This window comes from Microbacterium radiodurans (assembly GCF_008710705.1).
In the GTDB taxonomy this organism is placed as follows: Bacteria; Actinomycetota; Actinomycetes; order Actinomycetales; family Microbacteriaceae; genus Microbacterium; species Microbacterium radiodurans.
This window is the reverse complement of sequence record NZ_VYRZ01000001.1, coordinates 1,107,465-1,124,096: the sequence shown is the minus strand read 5'-3', so window position 1 is coordinate 1,124,096 and position 16,632 is coordinate 1,107,465. Positions and strand designations below refer to the sequence as shown.

Genomic DNA, 16,632 nt, shown 5'->3' with positions numbered 1-16,632 from the left:
AGGGCCGGATGCCGGGGCGCCCGACGCGAGGTTCGCCTGACGCGCCGACCGGGCTCAACCCTGAGCCGCCACCCACGCCTGCCACTCGGACACGACGACGTCATCGCTGTCGACGCCGAATCCGCCGCCGATGACGGCGTCGATGGCCAATCGCCAGACGGAGGTGCCCGTCGACGCGGCGTAGGCGTAGTACGACCCGGCGGCGTCGTAGGCGATCCCGGCATCCTGGCTGCGGAGCAACTCGTCCGAGAACGCACCCGTGCCGCCCGCCGCGACGGCGTCCTTGACCTCCTGGCGCAGATAGCCCCGGTCGGCGACACCCGACTCCCACTGCACGTAGCGGGCGAACCCCTCCATCACAGCGGCGGGCGGCGCGACGAACGACCCCGGGGCGGCCGTGTTGTGGAGAGCATGAGCGAACTCGTGCACGAAGGTGCTCTCGCGGCTGTCGGCGCTGAGCGGCCCCATGACGACGAGCGTGCCCGACGTGTCGGTGCCGGTCGCGATCTGCGGATCGATGAAACGCTCCGGCAGATTCGGCCGCAGCGCCGGCCGCGCGTAACCGGCCACATCCATGTCCCACGGGGTGCCCTGGCCGTACTGCCAACGCGAGAAGCGCTCGGGATCGTCGGTGATGGCCGAGACGAAGCCGTCCTGCGTCGGTTCACCGCCGAGGGCGCGGATCGCGTCGAGGGCGATCACGGCCGACTGCTCGGCCACGTCGGCGTTCCGCTCGACCAGATCCGCCTCGTCGCTCATGCCGATGAGCACGACGTGGTCGCGCATCGCGACGTGGATCGACCCCTCGTCCCATGGGTTGGGCTCGTAGGTGGGCACCACCGACAGGATCGTCGCGGCTTCGGGCTCGTCGGTCTGCTCGTACTGGTCGAACGAACGCCCGCGATCGCTGCCGGGCTCGAAGGTCACGGTGTAGGTGAAGCCCTGGATGAGCTGGAGGCCGGCGTCGCGGTCGCCGCTCCCCCGCTCCGGGTGCGCTGCGAAGACGTACTGCGCTCCGAGGACGACCTCGGCGTTGCCGTTCTCGTCGAGATCGAGATCCGTGGGGGCGATGGCCGCGACGTTCCATCCCATGGCCATCGAGTTGTCCCACCAGAGCGCGAGCTGTTCGGCGGCCTGCCCGGTCGCCTGGGCGAGGAACTTGTCGCGGTCCTTCTCGCGCATGGCCGCGTTCATCTGCGCGAACGTCACATCGGCCGGCGACGAGCGGAGGTTCGCCGCCCACGGCGCCCAGCCGATCGGGACGTCTCCGGCCGGGCCGTCGACCGGCGTGCGCGGCCAGAAGACGGCCCCGTAGGCGACGGTGACTGCCAGGATGCTCGCCCCGATCGCGGCGATGGCGATCTGGACGGCTCGTGCCGCGCGGTTCTTCGGCGTGCGCCCCGGGGCGGTCTCGATCGCTGCATCCGTCGTGTCGGTCATCGGGTCTCGGCCTTCTCGATCAGGATGATGCGGCGTTCGGAATCGGAGGTGATTGCTCCGCCGACGGCGGTCGACGCGAGCACGAAGACGTAATCGACCTCGCCGGCGGTGAGGCGGTACTGCTCGATCGCGGAGGGCATGTTCGGGTCGTCGGCCCACCCCATGAGGTCGGTCAGCGGCGTCTCGCTCGTGATGACCGGGAAGGACGCCGCGAGAGTGTCGATGTCGATATCGTCGCCGAACATGGTCGATGCCCCGCCACTCAGACAGACCGGCGCGAGCGCTCCCTGACGCCGGGCGATCTCGGACATCTGCGACAGGACGATCTCGGACGAGTAGCACGCCTGATCGATGGCGGCGGGGGCGAACGTCGTGGTCTCGGCGATCTCCTCCTCGTAGGTCGGCGGCGGCGCCGCTCCGGTCACGCGCCACGGACCGATCGCGGTGGGCGTCTCACCGTCGCGAACGCCCGACGGCGCGTCCTCGCCGTAGTAGTACGGACGGGTCAGCCAGATCGCCCGCGTCGAGGTCGCGGTGTGGACCGTCTCGTCCGCCGCGAACTCGTAAGTCAGGTCCACGAGGGCGCGCGCGGAGTCCGCCCCGGCCGGCGACGCGTTTCCGGCCGTCCCGCGCACGCCGTAGAGGATGTCGCGGGTCTCGTACGACACCGAGAGCCCGAGCTCCTCCGCGGCATCAGCATCGCCGAAGAGCGGTGTCGCCGACCCCGAGACCGCGACGTAGCCGGGTGAGGCGTACTCCGTCCACCCGGGATCGTCCGCGGTGGCGGCGGCGAGGAACGCGTCGAGCACGTCGGGCGCCTCGGACACGGCCGCGGCGTTCGCCGACCCGATCGTCCAGCCGACGGTCCCGACCGTCCCCACGACCACGAGCGCGGTCACCGCGAGCACGCCCCACGTCATCCGGGTCATGACCTTCTGCCCGGGCTGCGTCCGGTGCGGCTGCTCCCGGCGCGGCAGATCCTGCGGTTGCGCGGTGCCGCCCGGCTGGGGGTGCGCTGTCGCGGCCGGCGCGGAGTCGGGTTCAGCTGTGGTGGCCGCCGCATTCGCAGGTTGCGTCGACGGGTACGGGGCGACGTGGTCCGTCCACCGCAGGCCGTCCCAGTACCGCAGCTGCCGCGCGCCGGACGGATCCGGATGCCACGCGGCCGGCGCCGTCGGATTCGATTCCGGAACGTCGTTCACGATCCCTGCCCCCTGCCGACGCACGTCGCCCGCTGCATCGAGCGTAAGGGGGGTGGTGAGCTGTTCGCGGAGCGTGATCTCAACCGCTGGATCTGCTATCGGCCGTCAGGTCAGGCGACCGGGCCGCCCAGGATCGCCGTCCCGATGAGGAGCTGTCCGGCGCCGAGCACGAGCCCCACCGCGGGCCATGCGTAGCCTCCGCGATCCCGGCGCGCGAAGACCAGCCCGACGATGCCCAGGATGCCGCCGATCGCTCCGGCCAGCAGGGCCCCGGGGATCACGACGATGAGGAACCACCCGAAGTTCTCGTCGATCGTGACGGCGAGCAGGATCACGAGGCCGACGGACAGGATGCCGAGGGCTGCGACGACGGTCGCGGCGATCCCGAACCCGAGGGCACGGCGGCGTCGTCGGGGCGCGATGTCCGTCATGACGCGAGCCTAGCCCCGCATTCCGACGCCATCGTCCCGCTCGCACGCGTCGCTAGACTCGGCGCATGGCAGATTCCTCGTTCGACATCGTCAGCAAGATCGATCGCCAGGAGGCGGACAACGCGCTCAACCAGGCCCGCAAGGAGGTCGAGCAGCGCTACGACTTCAAGGGCACGGACGCCTCGATCGAGTGGAGCGGCGAGTCCATCCTCATCAAGGCGAACTCCGAGGAGCGGGCGAAAGCCGTCCTCGACGTCTTCCAGACCAAGATCATCAAGCGCGGCATCTCGCTCAAGAGCCTCGACTCGGGCGAGCCGACGGCGTCCGGGCGCGAGTACCGCATCGTCTCGACGCTGAAGGAAGGCATCTCGTCCGAGGATGCGAAGAAGATCAGCAAGATGATCCGCGACGAAGCGCCGAAGTCGGTCAAGTCGCAGATCCAGGGAGACGAGCTGCGCGTGCAGTCGAAGTCGCGCGACGACCTGCAGGAGGTTCAGCGCCTGCTCAAGGCCGCTGACCTGGACGTCGACCTGCAGTTCGTCAACTACCGGTAGGCGCTCGCGCCGGTCGCGATTCCTCCACATCGCTTCCGCGAGGCAGCGTGGACACCGTCGTGGATATGTTCGACAGTGATGTCGGACGCCCCTGCCATGATGGTGAACATGGGGACGAACCGATCGAGCAGCGACGAGGAGTCGTGGGCGCGCATCCGCGCTGAGCTCGAGCTGGCCGAGTCGGTGATCCGGGCGAAGGATGCGGCCGAGATCGCGCAGCTGCGGACCCTTGCCTCTCTGGGGCGCGAAGCCCTGTCGATGTCGCGCCGGAACGGCCTGCTGGGTCGTGAGACCGACATGCAGCTGCGGGCCGTCGCGGCGGAGTTCGCCGCAATCGCGCGGTGCGGTGACCGGCGGGTGCAGAACGAGATCGGCCGGGCGTTGGAGATCGTCGACGGGAACCCGCTCGTGCTCACCGCGTGGGAAGAGGGCCGGCTGACGTCGCGTCACGTCGACGACATCGTGAAGCTGGGGCGGAACATCCCGGAGGAGAACCACGACGAGTGGCAGGAAGCTGCGATCGCGGTGGCGGAGCGGGATGTGCCGGCGCGGGTTCATGGCGCTTTGGAGTCGTTGGCGCAGCACTTCACCGCCCGGACCTTCGCGGAACGGCACAAAGCGGCCGTCGCGGACCGGGGTGTGTACCTGCGGGATCTCGGTGACGGGATGTCGGAGCTGACGCTCCGCGGTGCGACGACGCTACTGGTGGCGATCGACGATCGGCTCAACCAGATGGCGGTGTCGACGATCGACGCCGCGAAGGAAGCGGCCGTGGATGCTCGCGCGGCGGGCGAGGAGCACGAGGCCGATACGCGCACCCGCCAGCAGGTTCGAGCCGACGTCCTCTGCGACCTCGGCCTGACCGGCAGGCCCGCGATCGACCTGACGCACGATGTCGACGGGAAGACCTCGCTCGGCGCGATCCGCGCCCGAGTGCAGCTCGTCGTGACCGCCGACACCCTCTCCGGGAAGGAAGACCGCGCGGCCGAGATCGTCGGCGCCGGCCTGATCGACGCGGACACCGCCCGCACCCTCGCCGGAGACGCCACCCTCTGGGACCGGGTCTACCTCGATGCGACCACCAAGACGGTGACGCGTGTCGATCAGTACCGGCCACCGGCCGCGTTGCGGAGGATGCTGCAGGCGCGGGATCGGCACTGCCGGTGGCCCGGATGCCACCTGCCCGCCGTCCGGTGCGAACTGGACCACACGATCGACCACGCCCTCGGCGGGCCGACGTGCGAGTCGAACTTGTGCAACCTGTGTCAGCGGCATCATTCGATGAAGCAGTTCACCGACTGGCTCGTCCTCCAACTCGGCGCCGGCATCATCCAATGGACCTCACCCACCGGGAGGGTCTACCGGGAAGACATCCCCGTCCCCTCGGTCTGCTTCACACCCGAGTTCGTCGCCGAACGACCCCCACCGCCCGAGTCCCCGCCCCCGTTCTGACACCGCCCACCTCGCTCCACCCCACCCGGGGCAAGCGAGCAAGGCGAGTTGCGACCAGAGCAACCCACCTCTGCGTTCTGACTCGTCACTCAGCGGACGACCGCGTGGAGGAAGTGCTCGACGTGAGCCTCCGCGACGCGGCGCGCCGATTCGCGGGAGAGGAAGACGTCGTGGATCGCATCATCGATCCGCGCGATCGTCACGAGTTCACCGATCCGCGTCGCCGCGCGGGCGATGTCGTCGACGACGAGCACCGAGTCCGCCGCCGTCATCGCGTCGTCCCAGCGCAGCGGCGAGACCGACCGGCTCGACAACAGCACGAGTGCGGGGCATCCGACATCCACGCCCGCCGCCACCCGGGCATGTCCGGCTATGACGGCCGCCAGCCACCCGGGATGCGTCGGGAAGCCGCGCTCGGGCCGCCACCCGTCCGGAGCCTGCGGGAGCGTGCCGATCTCCCGCTGCGCCCGCGTGTAGTAGCCGAGGTCCACGACGGGATGCGCACCGAGCGGATCCCAGCGCGCCCGCGCACCGACCAACGGCGCCACCGCCTGACGCCCCAGCGGACCCAGCTGCAACTCCAACCACGGACTGTTCAGCACCAGGGCGGCAGCGCGGCCCGGATGCCGTGCGGCCCACAGCGTCAACGTCAGACCACCGGTGCTGTGGCCGAGCAGCACCAGACGCCGCCCGGTGTCCGCCGTCGCCATCACCTCGAGAGCCGCCTCGATCTCCTCGTCGTAGACCTCGAGCGAGGCCGTGTACCCCGGCGGCTCGCCCGCGCGCAGACTGCGTCCATAGCGCCGCAGATCCAGCGCGAAGAACCGGGCGCCACGCGACGTGAACAGCTCCGCGAGCCCACTCTGGAAGAAGTAGTCCGACCAGCCGTGCACGTACAGGACATCGACGTTCCGCAGGCTCCCCCAGATCCGCGTCGGCGCCGACGGCAGCGAACGCACGAGCATGGCGCACGGAGGACCATCGCTCGATCCCGGAGCGCCATCCGACGAGAGAGCCAGTGGGCGACGCTCGAATCCGGCGCCGAGAAGATCGGCGACCCACTCCTCCTCGCGCACCATCGACGAACGATATCGGAAGGCGGGAGACCGAATGCCGACCGCTCAGGCCGCCGGCGCGTTCTGCTCTTCGCGCTCCTTGGCGCGCTGGAGCGCACGCTTGCGCTGCTCGCGAGCCTCATCTTCGAGCTGATCCGCCCGCGCCTGGTCGCGAGTCAGGTTGTCGCCGCTCTCGGGATCGAACACGTGAAGCGAATCCGGCGAGAACCACAGCGTCGCGGGGTCCCCGGCACGGATGCGACTCACCGAGTCGAGGGCGACGACCAGCTCGGTGCGGAGCCCCTCGCCGTCCAGGTCGCGGTCGAGCTCGGTGAGCTTCTCGCGCACCGACGCCTCCACCTCGAACGGGATGTAGGCGTAGAGAACCTCCCCGAGCCACTCGGTCATCTCGATGTCGAGCTCCGCGCGCACGCCGCCTTCCATCGGACGATCGGAGGAATCGGCATCCTCGAACGCGTCCGGACGGACTCCGACGATCACGAGCTCGCGGTCGCCGATGGCGGCGCGCAGCCGGTCGTCGAGCGGCACGTCGAACATCGGCAGCTTGAGCGTGTCGCCCTCGACGGTGCCGTGCAGGAAGTTCATCGGCGGCGAACCGATGAACCCCGCGACGAAGAGGTTCACCGGCTGTTCGTAGAGCCCGCGCGGACTCGCGACCTGCTGCAGATCACCGCGTCGCAGCACCGCGACCCGGTCGCCGAGGGTCATCGCCTCGGTCTGATCGTGCGTGACGTAGACCGTCGTCGTCCCGAGCGATCGCTGCAGCCGCGCGATCTCGGTGCGCATCTGACCGCGCAGCTTCGCATCGAGGTTCGACAGCGGCTCGTCGAAGAGGAACGCCCGCGCGTTGCGGACGATCGCGCGTCCCATCGCCACCCGCTGCCGCTGGCCGCCCGAGAGGTTCGCCGGCTTGCGCTCGAGGTGCTCGTCCAACTCCAGCAGACGGGAGGCACGACGCACACGCTCATCGATCTCGTCGTCGGGGACGTCGCTCGACTTCAGCCGCATCGGGAAGGCGATGTTCTCGTACACCGTCAGGTGCGGATACAGCGCGTAGTTCTGGAAGACCATCGCCAGATCGCGATCCTTCGGCGCCTTATCGTTCACGACGTCGCCGTCGATGAGCAGCTCGCCGTCCGAGATGTCCTCGAGACCCACGATCATGCGCAGAAGCGTCGACTTGCCGCATCCCGACGGCCCCACGAGGATCACGAACTCCCCATCCGCGATGTCGAGGTCGATCCCCTTCACAGCGGTGAAGCCGTCGTCGTAGGTCTTCACGATGTTCTTCAGCGTGATGGATGCCATGACGTTCCTCTCGATCGGATGCTGCGGGCGGAAGCGGCGGAGATCATCCGGGGATCATCCCTTCACCGCGCCCTGTGTCAGGCCGGACACGATCCGGCGCTGGAAGATGACGACGACCACCACGATCGGGATCGTCACGACGATGGCCGCCGCGGAGATGGCGCCGGTCGGCTGCTCGAACTGCGATGCGCCGGTGAAGAACGACAGCGCCGCCGGCACGGGTCGCGCCGCACTCGTCGAGGTCAGCGAGATGCCGTAGACGAAGTCGTTCCAGGCGATGAAGAAGGCGATGATCGCGGTCGTGAAGACGCCGGGCGCCGCCAGCGGGACGACCGTCTTGCGGAAGGCCTCGAACGGCGTCGCGCCGTCGACCTGCGCGGCCTGCTCGAGCTCCCACGGGATCTGCCGGAAGAACGCCGCGAGTGTCCAGATCGCGATCGGGAGCGTCAGAGACAGGTACGGGATGATGAGCCCGAGCCAGGTGTCGTAGAGCCCGATGACGCGCCAGAGATTGAACAGCGGCGTGACGATCGACACGATCGGGAAGACCGACACCGCGAGCGCCGTGACGAGGATGATCCGCTTGCCGCGGAAGTCGAGGCGGGCGATGGCGTAGGCGCAGAGCGTGGCGAGCACGACCGCCACGAACGTCGCGATGAGCGAGATGCCGATCGAGTTGCGCAGCGCCGGCAGGAACAGGTCCTGCGCGCCGCCGCCGGGGGCCAGGATCTCGGCGTAGTTCTCGAACGTCCACTCCTGCGGCAGTAGCGTTCCCGAGAAGAGTCCCGACGGAGTCTTGAACGAGGTCATCAGGATCGAGAAGACGGGGAAGAGCGACCAGACGAGGACCGCCACGATGATGGCGGCCCATCCGATGCGCCGGGGCCAGGTCATCGCACGCATCAGGAGTTCCGTCCCGTCGCAAGATCGACTTTGAATCCCTTGATGAAGATCGCAGCGATGATCAGCACGCTGAGGAACAGCAGCACCGAGATGGCGGATCCGAGCCCGATCTCGAGACGCCCGATCGACGTGTTGTAGGCGAGGAGCGACAGCGCCTCGGTGTCGTTCGCGCCGCCCGTCATGATGTAGATGTTGTCGAAGATGCGGAAGGCTTCGAGCGTTCGGAAGAGCACCGCGACCATGATCGCCGCCTTCATGTTCGGCAGGATCACCCGCCGCATGACCTCCCAGCCGGTGGCGCCGTCGACCTTCGCCGCTTCCTCGAGGTCCCCCGGCACCTGGGCGAGGCCCGAGAGGAGCAGCAGGGAGATGAACGGCGTCGTCTTCCAGACCTCCGAGAAGATGATCACGACGAGCGACGTCCCCTGCTCGGCGAACCAGTTGAGCTCGGTGTCGAAGCCGGGGACCCAGCTGAGCCAGTTGTTGACGTACCCGCCGGAGTTGATGTCGAAGGCGTAGAACCACGCGAACGCGGCGACCACCGTGATGATGCCGTAGGGCACCAGGATCGCCGTGCGCGCCAGTCCGCGGAGCTTCTTGATCGCGCGGTGCATGACGAGCGCGAGAAGGAATCCGAACAGGAGCTCGAGGACGACCGTGACGACCGTGATGAACAGGGTGACGCCCATCGACTGCCAGAACGCGGGGTCGCCGAGAACGACGCGGTAGTTCTCGAAGAGGACGAACGAGCGCTCGTCGGGCGCCGTCAGCCGCAGGCTGAACAGCGAATCGAACAGCGCCTGGCCGATCGGATAGAGCGTGACGAGGAGCATGATCCCGAACGCCGGGCCCGCCAGCATCCAGCCGAGGCGCCCCTCGGCCCGCGAGCGCGCCGAGCGCGGCGTCTTCTTCTTCGCGTCGGGTCGATGCTTCGCTTCGTGCCGTTCCGTCGACTCGGTCCGGGTCTCGCGCACGGTGCTCACAGCAGACGCTCCCCTCGCAGCACGGCGAGGATGAACTCGCTCGAAGATGACGGTGTCGAAGCGGGAGCGACGCCGGACGGCGGATGCCACGTGCGCTGCAGTCCGATCGAGATCTCGTTGTAGTACGGCGTCTGCGGACGCGGCACGCCGAGGTCGAGCGACTCCCGGATGGTGTCGGCCATCGGGAACTCCTCCTGCACGCGCGGGTCGTCGTAGGCCGCGATGTTCGAGGGCGGGTTGCCGTCGCTCACGAAGTACTCGGACTGGTTCTCGGGCTGGACGATGCACTCGACCGCCTGCCAGGCGAGGTCCTGATGCCGGCTGAACGCCCCGACGCCGAGGTTGATCCCGCCCACCGGTGGCGCTGCCGGGGTCGCCGCGTCGACGCGCGGGTAGACCGCCCACCCCAGGTCGTCGGCGATGGCGGGGTCGGCGCCCGTCATGGCCGGCCACACGAACGGCCAGTTCACCATGAAGGAGCCCTGCTCGCCCTGGAACAGATTCATGTTCGCGTTCTCGTCGGCGGTCGGGAGTCCCGGCCCGCCCAGCCCCTCCGACCCGATCCGGCTGATGATGTCGGCGGCGGCGCGACCGGCGTCGGTGTCGAGCCCGAGCTGCAGCTCGTCGGCCGACGCCTCGGGATTCTCGAGGATCTGACCGCCCGCCGACGCCACGAGTGCGTTGATCCAGACGGTGAGCGACTCCGCCAGCGCCCCCTGCACGCCGATCCGCAGATCCTGATCCTCGGCGACGGTGATGATGTCGTCCCAGGTGACCGGCTGCGACATGTCGAGGCCCGCCGCCTCGACGACCGACTCGCGGTACCAGAGCAGCTGCGTGTTGGCCCAGAACGGGACCGTGACGAGCTCGCCGTCCCAGCTGGCCGAGTCGATCGCGCCCTGCACGATGCCGTCGGTCTGCTGCAGGTCGTCCGGCACGTCGTCGAGGAACCCGGGTTCGGCGAGCTCCGGGATGAAGGGCGGATCCAGGCTCATGATGTCGAGCGAGGCGTCGCCGGCCGCGAGGCGGCGGGCGAGCTGCTCCCGCTGCGACGCGGCGTCACGCGGCAGGAGCGAGGTCTGGATGCGGTACGCACCGTCGGCGGCGTCGGTGCAGGCCGACGCGATCCGGTCCTGCCCGCCGTCGTCGGGGTTGATGTACCAGGTGAGTGTCGGCACGCCGTCATCGGGCGCGCACGCGCCGAGGGTGGCCGCCAGCGCGACCACCGATGCGGCCGCCAGAACCCGCGATGTGCGCATCGGGCCTCCTCGTTCCGTATCGTCGTTGTCCGGCGGCACGGCGACCTCGGACGTGCGACCATCCTGGCGGTACCGGCGCTGCCGCGCCCATACCTTGCCCGCGGCGGAGGAGCTGTAGTACAGGAGCCCGTCAGTGGACGAGCGACCCCTCTGCGGCATCCGACATGTCGTCGCCGACGAAGGCGTTGGACTTCGTCTCGAGGAAGGCGCACAGCGCCGAGACCATCGCGAGCTCGGTCGACAGCGCGAGAGCGCCGCCGGCGTTCAGCCGCAGCTCGGTCTCGCGAGCCTCGAAGGTGATGCGCCAGCGGTTGCCGCCCGGGGTCTCCGGTTCGATGTAGGTGACCGTCTGCGCGTTCATCATCGTGACGCCCACGAGGCCCGTGTCGAGACCGAGGCTGCCGTCCTGCGGGATGACCTTGACCGACAGCGAGTAGCCGAACATGCGGAACTCCTCGATCCAGGCGTCGAGCGTCTGCTTGCTGCGGAAGGGCATGGCGCCACCGTCTCTCTGGGCGTGCTCATCCAGGCATCGCCAGCGTCAACTCTAGTGGCCCGGCGCCGGAACGGCCCCCCGGATCCGAGGATCGTCGGGGGGGCCGTCTTCCCCCGCCGGACGCCTACCCGAAAGACCCCTGCGGAGGGTGTTGCCGAATCAATAGTGGGGCCTGCGCGTTACGCGCCCATACCGAATGAGAGGGTTCTCACTCCCCACGCGAGACGGCGACCATGCGATCGCGGTCGACGACCTTCACGCGGGCTCGTTCCGCCGGTGCGCCGAGGGCGATCTCGTGCTCGTCCAGGCGGTGCCAGCCGTCGAGGTCGGTCCACGCGACGCCTCGCTCGCTGAGGAGGTCGACGATCGCGGCCTCGTCGGGGTCGGCCGGCTGCCACCACGATCCCTGGTCGTTGATGAGGTGGCGGACCGTCTCCATGGCGTCGGACTTCGTGTGGCCGATGAGGCCCACCGGCCCGCGCTTGATCCAGCCCGTCGCGTACACGCCCGGCACGCGCTCGTTGGAGTCGGCGTGGAGCACCTGGCCCTCGTGATTGGGGATGACGCCGTGCGTGGTGTCGAAGGGCACGCCGGGCAGCGGCGACCCGAAGTAGCCGATCGCGCGGTACAGCCCCTGCATGGCGACCTCGCGGAATTCGCCGGTCCCCTCGACACCGCCCTGGCCGTCGGGACGCGTGCGCTCGTAGACGAGCGCGGCGACGCGGCCGTCGGCATCCTTCTTCACCTCGACGGGGCGCGCGTAGAAGTGCAGGTGCAGACGACGCGACGCCTCTCCCCCGGCGCCGTTCGCGCTCGGGCGCTTGCGCCACGACTGCAGCGTCCGATCGATCACCATGACCTGCTTGTTCGAGGCGATCGCGGCCTGCGACGCCTCGTCGTAGTCGAAGTCCTCGTCGTAGACGACGAGGTCGACGTCGCGCAGCTCGCCGAGCTCGCGCAGCTCGAGCGGCGTGAACTTCACCTGGGCCGGACCGCGACGGCCGAAGACGTGCACGTCGGTGATCGCGGCGGCCTTCAGCCCCTCGTAGACGTTGTCGGGGATCTCGGTCACGAGCATGTCGTCCGCGTGCTTGGCGAGCACGCGTGCGACGTCGAGGGCGACGTTCCCGTTGCCGAGCACGCCCACGGATGCCGCGTCGAGCGGCCACTCCCGCGGCACGTCCGGGTGTCCGTCGTACCAGCTGACGAAGTCAGCGGCGCCGTAGGACCCGGCCGCGTCGATGCCCGGGATGTCGAGCTCGGTGTCGCGGATGGCGCCCGTCGCGAAGATGACGGCGTTGTAGTGGTGCTTGAGGTCGTCGAGGGTGATGTCCTCGCCGAAGCGCACGTTGCCGAAGATCCGGATGCCGCCGCTGTCGAGCACGTCGCGCAGCGCGTTGATGATGCCCTTGATCCGCGGGTGGTCGGGCGCGACGCCGTAGCGGACGAGCCCGTAGGGCGCGGGGAGGTGATCGAACAGATCGATCGAGACGTCGAACTTGCGCTCGGCCTTCAGCAGCAGATCCGCGGCGTAGATGCCGGCGGGTCCCGCGCCGACGATGGCCAGCCTGAGCTTGGTCATGAGTGTTCCTCGTTCCTGATCGCGCCCGGACGCGGACGCTGCGGGGCGTGTCAGCTCGCGCGGTCGACGACGACCTCCGCGAAGCGCGTGAGCGCATCGCGGACGGCGCCGGAGGGCAGCGGGTCGAGTGCGGCGACCGCGTCGTCGGCCCAGCGCTCGGCGAGCCGGCGGGTCTCGGCGGTGACCGCCGCGTCGCGCAGGCGGGCGAGCGGCTCGTCGAGGATCTCGGGATCCTCGCCGGCGGCGATCCGGGTCACGCCGTCGTCGATGACGCGTGCGAGCTCGCGCGAATCGGCGTCGCCGGCGCGCTGGAGGAGCAGGTAGGGCATGGTCGGGACGCCGGCGCGCAGATCGGTGCCGGGGACCTTCCCGGTCGCCTCGGGATCGGCGGAGAGATCGATGACGTCGTCGAGGAGCTGGAAGGCCACGCCGACCTTCTCGCCGAAGACGCGGACGGACTCGGCCAGTTCTTCGGGACCGTTCGAGAACAGCACACCGACCTGGGCCGCGGCGGCGATCAGCGAGCCGGTCTTGTCGGCCAGCACCTGGATGTAGAAGTCGACCGGGTCATCCCCCGGCTGCGCACCGACGGTCTCGTGCATCTGACCGAGCACGAGTCGCTCGAACGTGTCGGCCTGGAGACGGATCGCCCGTTCGCCGATGCGCGCCATGAGCTGGCTCGCGCGTGAGAACAGAAGGTCGCCGGTGAGGATCGCGACGTTGTTGCCCCAGACCTCGTGAGCGCTCGGCACGCCGCGCCGCTTGTCGGCCCCGTCCATGACGTCGTCGTGGTAGAGCGAGCCCAGGTGGGTCATCTCGAGCGCCGCGGCGCCCGCGACGACGTCGTCGGTCACGCCGTCGCCGAGCTGCGACGTGATGAGGGCGAGCATCGGACGCAGCCGCTTGCCGCCGGCCTCGTACAGGTATCGCGTCGTGGCGTCGGCGATCGCGTCGCTGACCGTCAGCTCGTCCGCGAGGCGGGTCTCCACGACGTCGAGGCCGTCCTCGACGACCCGCAGCATCTTGCGGGTGCGCGGACCCGCGAAGATGCGCTCGGTCATGCCGAGATGTTTCGCCAGCCGCGGCGCGGAAGGGCTCGAAGTCACCGTCTCAGCCTACCGGCCCGCCGAGTGCCCCGATCCGTCGCGGCCGGGTCAGGCCCGCGGCTTGACAGCGCGGTGCAGGGCGACGATGCCGAACGACAGGTCGCGATGCGCGACATCCGTCCATCCCGCCTCGCGGATCCAGGTCGCGAGCGTCCGCTGGTCGGGCCAGTCGCGGATCGACTCGTTGAGGTAGTCGTACGCTTCCGCGTTGGAGCTCACCAGGCGCGCCACGCGGGGCAGCACGCGGTCGTTGTAGAAGCGGTACAGCGCCGCGAACGCGGGCAGCGGCGGGTGCGAGAACTCGCTGATGAGCAGGCGCCCCCCGGGTGCGGTGACCCGCAGCATCTCGGCAAGCGCCTTCTTCGGGTCGTTGACGTTGCGCAGACCGAACGAGATCGTGACGACGTCGAACGCGTCGTCCTCGAAGGGCAGGTCGGTGGCGTCGGCCTCGACGAAACGGATGTTCGGGATGCCGCCGCCCGCCGCACCGCGGCCGTACCGGCGCTCGCCCTCGGCGATCATGCCCGGCGAGAAGTCGGCCGCGACGATGTCGGCGCCGCTGCGGGCGAGTGACACCGCGCTCGCACCGGTGCCCGCGGCGAGGTCGAGGATGCGCTCGCCCGGCTTCGGATCGATCGCCCGCGTCGCGGCGATGCGCCACAGGCGGTCCTGGCCGAGGCTCAGGACGTCGTTAGTGCGGTCGTACGCGCCCGCCACCTGGTCGAACATGCCGCTGACGCGCGACGGGTCCTTGCCGAGGTCGGCGCGGTTGGGCTCGCTGGTCACGCCCTCGAGTCTAGGCGCGGCGGTGACCCGCGAAGCGCGCCCGCCAGGTCCCACTTCGGCCGGGTATGAGCCGGACTTTCCCGGCCGAGGTGGGACCTCGGCGGGTGAATCGGAAGTCAGGGTGCCGCGGGGGCGGGGAGGGATGCCAGGATGCCGAGCCAGTGGTCGGCCGTGGGCGCGTCGAAGGGCGGGCGGTGCGCGGTGACAGCTGTTTCGAGGTCGACGGCGAGGGTCTCCAGCTCGGCGACGATCTCCCGCGGGTACCCGTATGCGACGCGATGCTCCTCCCACTCGTCGCGGTCGTCGATCCAGATGCCGCGGGTGGCGGAGTCGACGACATCCAGGTCCATGTCGATCGCGGTGGGCCCGCCACCCTCGTCCCACCGGGCATCCCAGGCGATGTCGATGTACACGCGGGTGGGATGCGGCGGGGCGTTCATCGTGAGGACCCACTCCCCGACGGGCGGAAGCAGCATGACGCAGGGGTGCTCGGCCACGAAGTCTCGGCCGGGCCGCGAGCTGCGCTCGCCCGGGCGCTGGCCGAACCAGTCGCCGTGCTCGTCGCTGCCCAGATACCGGCACGTGTGCACCCAGTGCACGCCGCCGTCCCATTTCCGCCAGCGGAAGGTCACCGGCTTTCCGGGTGCGGGGCGCAGCGTCACGCGCCGAGTCTAGGCTGGTCTGGTGAACGATTCCGCGCCCGCCGTCCGGCTGCGCGTCATCACCCGCGACATCGATCCGATCGACGGGGTCGACGACCTGCTCGCCGTGACCGACCCGCAGGATCCCACCGTCTGGTCGCGGCGGGGCGATGTCCTGGTCGCGCGCGGGCGCGCGGCCGAATTCGGCTCCGTCGACGGAGCGGACGGGGCCCACGGGGCGCGCGAGGTGTCGGCCTGGTGGCGCGACATCGTCGCCGCCGCCGAGGTCGACGACCCGGTGGGGCTGCCCGGCACGGGCCTCGTCGCGTTCGGCGCGCTGCCGTTCGACGTCCGCGCCGACGTCCGCCGCGCGGGTCCTGCGCCCACCAGCTTCTTCGTCCCGCGCGTCATCGTCGGCCGGCGCGGCGCGCGGTCGTGGGTGACGACGATCGTCGATGCGACGTCCGACGCGCAAGTGGATGCGGAGGCGGATGCGGCGGCAGCACCCCCTGAGCGCGTGGGCTTCGGCCCGCACTGGTCGGCGACCGTCGGGCCCGGTGCCCTGACGCCCGACGCGTACCAGCGGGCCGTCCGTGCGGGGATCGACGCGATCGACGACGGCGAGGTCGAGAAGGTCGTCCTCGCCCGCGATCTCGCCGGCACCGTGCCGGCGGACGCCGACCTCCGCCGCCTCGTGCGCGCGCTCTCGTCCTCCTACCCCGACACGTGGGCGTTCGCCGTCGACGGACTCATCGGCGCGAGCCCCGAGACCCTCGTCACCGTCTCGCACGGCACGGTCACCGCGCGGGTCCTCGCGGGGACGATCGCACGCGGCGCGGACGCCGACGCCGACACCGCGGCATCCCTCTCGCTCGCCACCAGCGCGAAGGATCTCGACGAGCACGGCTACGCGGTGCGCAGCGTCCTCGAAGCGCTCCGACCGTCGACATCCTCGCTCGTGGCCGGCGAGCAGCCGTTCATGCTGAAGCTGCCGAACGTCTGGCACCTCGCGACCGATGTGGAGGGCGAGCTCGCCGGCGACGCGTCCTCGCTCGATCTCGTCGCGGCGCTGCATCCCACCGCGGCCGTCGCGGGAACGCCCACGGTCGCCGCGCTCGACGTCATCCGCAGGCTCGAGCCGTTCGACCGCGGCCGGTACGCCGGGCCCGTCGGCTGGATCGACGCACGCGGCGACGGGGAATGGGCGATCGCGCTGCGGTGCGCGCAGTTCCACCTGGAGGCGCGGCCCGACGCGGCGTCGCCCACCGCGGCAGCGCCCATCCCGTTCACGGCGTATGCCGGCGCGGGAATCGTCGCCGCGAGCGACCCCGAGTCGGAGATGCTGGAGACGCGCGTGAAGTTCCGCCCCATCGTCGACGCGCTCGCCTGAGGCAAACGGCCCGCCTGCGGGCG

Annotated in this window: 16 protein-coding genes; 3 read left to right on the top strand and 13 right to left on the bottom strand. The window is 70.0% G+C overall.

Annotation, left to right across the window (positions count from 1 at the left end; genetic code table 11):
* Positions 1-54: 54 nt before the first annotated feature.
* From F6B42_RS05195 to F6B42_RS05185, 3 genes are all read right to left on the bottom strand, one after another.
* Entirely contained in the window at positions 55-1,440 is a 1,386-nt protein-coding gene (locus F6B42_RS05195; protein ID WP_150418480.1) for a hypothetical protein, read from the bottom strand.
* On the bottom strand, positions 1,437-2,642 hold the full coding sequence (locus tag F6B42_RS05190) for a DUF2510 domain-containing protein (protein ID WP_150418479.1): 1,206 nt from the start codon (positions 2,640-2,642) through the stop codon (positions 1,437-1,439). Before F6B42_RS05190 ends, F6B42_RS05195 begins: the two co-directional genes overlap by 4 nt.
* A gap of 110 nt (positions 2,643-2,752) precedes the next feature.
* Positions 2,753-3,073: a hypothetical protein gene (locus F6B42_RS05185; RefSeq protein WP_150418478.1), complete on the bottom strand. Its 321-nt coding sequence runs from the start codon at positions 3,071-3,073 to the stop codon at positions 2,753-2,755.
* Between the two features lie 65 nt (positions 3,074-3,138).
* Between F6B42_RS05185 and F6B42_RS05180 the strand changes: the two genes are divergently transcribed.
* On the top strand, positions 3,139-3,627 hold the full coding sequence (locus F6B42_RS05180) for a YajQ family cyclic di-GMP-binding protein (RefSeq protein ID WP_150418477.1): 489 nt from the start codon (positions 3,139-3,141) through the stop codon (positions 3,625-3,627).
* A gap of 108 nt (positions 3,628-3,735) precedes the next feature.
* On the top strand, positions 3,736-5,079 hold the full coding sequence (locus tag F6B42_RS05175) for an HNH endonuclease (protein ID WP_191089264.1): 1,344 nt from the start codon (positions 3,736-3,738) through the stop codon (positions 5,077-5,079).
* A gap of 89 nt (positions 5,080-5,168) precedes the next feature.
* On the opposite strand, the gene F6B42_RS05170 is transcribed toward F6B42_RS05175, so the two are convergent.
* The 10 genes from F6B42_RS05170 to F6B42_RS05125 form a co-directional block, all read right to left on the bottom strand.
* A complete protein-coding gene (locus tag F6B42_RS05170; protein ID WP_150418475.1) occupies positions 5,169-6,158 on the bottom strand; it encodes an alpha/beta hydrolase in 990 nt (329 codons plus the stop codon).
* A 42-nt stretch (positions 6,159-6,200) separates the two neighbouring features.
* On the bottom strand, positions 6,201-7,463 hold the full coding sequence (locus F6B42_RS05165; protein WP_150418474.1) for an ABC transporter ATP-binding protein: 1,263 nt from the start codon (positions 7,461-7,463) through the stop codon (positions 6,201-6,203).
* Positions 7,464-7,517: 54 nt separating this feature from the next.
* Entirely contained in the window at positions 7,518-8,366 is an 849-nt protein-coding gene (locus tag F6B42_RS05160; RefSeq protein ID WP_150418473.1) for a carbohydrate ABC transporter permease, read from the bottom strand.
* Positions 8,366-9,349, bottom strand: a complete 984-nt coding sequence (locus F6B42_RS05155; RefSeq protein WP_150418472.1) for a carbohydrate ABC transporter permease — start codon at positions 9,347-9,349, stop codon at positions 8,366-8,368. Before F6B42_RS05155 ends, F6B42_RS05160 begins: the two co-directional genes overlap by 1 nt.
* Positions 9,346-10,608 carry an extracellular solute-binding protein gene (locus tag F6B42_RS05150; RefSeq protein ID WP_150418471.1) on the bottom strand — a complete coding sequence of 421 codons (1,263 nt, stop codon included), beginning with the start codon at positions 10,606-10,608 and terminating at the stop codon, positions 9,346-9,348. Before F6B42_RS05150 ends, F6B42_RS05155 begins: the two co-directional genes overlap by 4 nt.
* Positions 10,609-10,738: 130 nt before the next feature.
* Positions 10,739-11,104, bottom strand: coding sequence for a hypothetical protein (locus F6B42_RS05145; protein WP_150418470.1), 366 nt, complete (start codon positions 11,102-11,104; stop codon positions 10,739-10,741).
* 208 nt (positions 11,105-11,312) lie between these two features.
* The gene (locus tag F6B42_RS05140; RefSeq protein ID WP_150418469.1) at positions 11,313-12,686 is read right to left on the bottom strand and encodes an FAD-dependent oxidoreductase; all 1,374 of its coding nucleotides are present in this window, start codon (positions 12,684-12,686) and stop codon (positions 11,313-11,315) included.
* Positions 12,687-12,736: 50 nt separating this feature from the next.
* Positions 12,737-13,747, bottom strand: a complete 1,011-nt coding sequence (locus F6B42_RS05135; protein WP_223878351.1) for a polyprenyl synthetase family protein — start codon at positions 13,745-13,747, stop codon at positions 12,737-12,739.
* Positions 13,748-13,840: 93 nt separating this feature from the next.
* The gene (ubiE, locus tag F6B42_RS05130; RefSeq protein WP_263405856.1) at positions 13,841-14,578 is read right to left on the bottom strand and encodes a bifunctional demethylmenaquinone methyltransferase/2-methoxy-6-polyprenyl-1,4-benzoquinol methylase UbiE; all 738 of its coding nucleotides are present in this window, start codon (positions 14,576-14,578) and stop codon (positions 13,841-13,843) included.
* Between the two features lie 116 nt (positions 14,579-14,694).
* Positions 14,695-15,240, bottom strand: a complete 546-nt coding sequence (locus tag F6B42_RS05125; RefSeq protein WP_150418468.1) for a DUF402 domain-containing protein — start codon at positions 15,238-15,240, stop codon at positions 14,695-14,697.
* Between the two features lie 22 nt (positions 15,241-15,262).
* On the opposite strand from F6B42_RS05125, the gene F6B42_RS05120 reads away from it, so the two are divergent.
* Complete coding sequence (locus tag F6B42_RS05120) at positions 15,263-16,609, top strand: isochorismate synthase (protein WP_223878350.1); 1,347 nt, start codon at positions 15,263-15,265, stop codon at positions 16,607-16,609.
* The last annotated feature ends 23 nt before the right edge of the window (positions 16,610-16,632 follow it).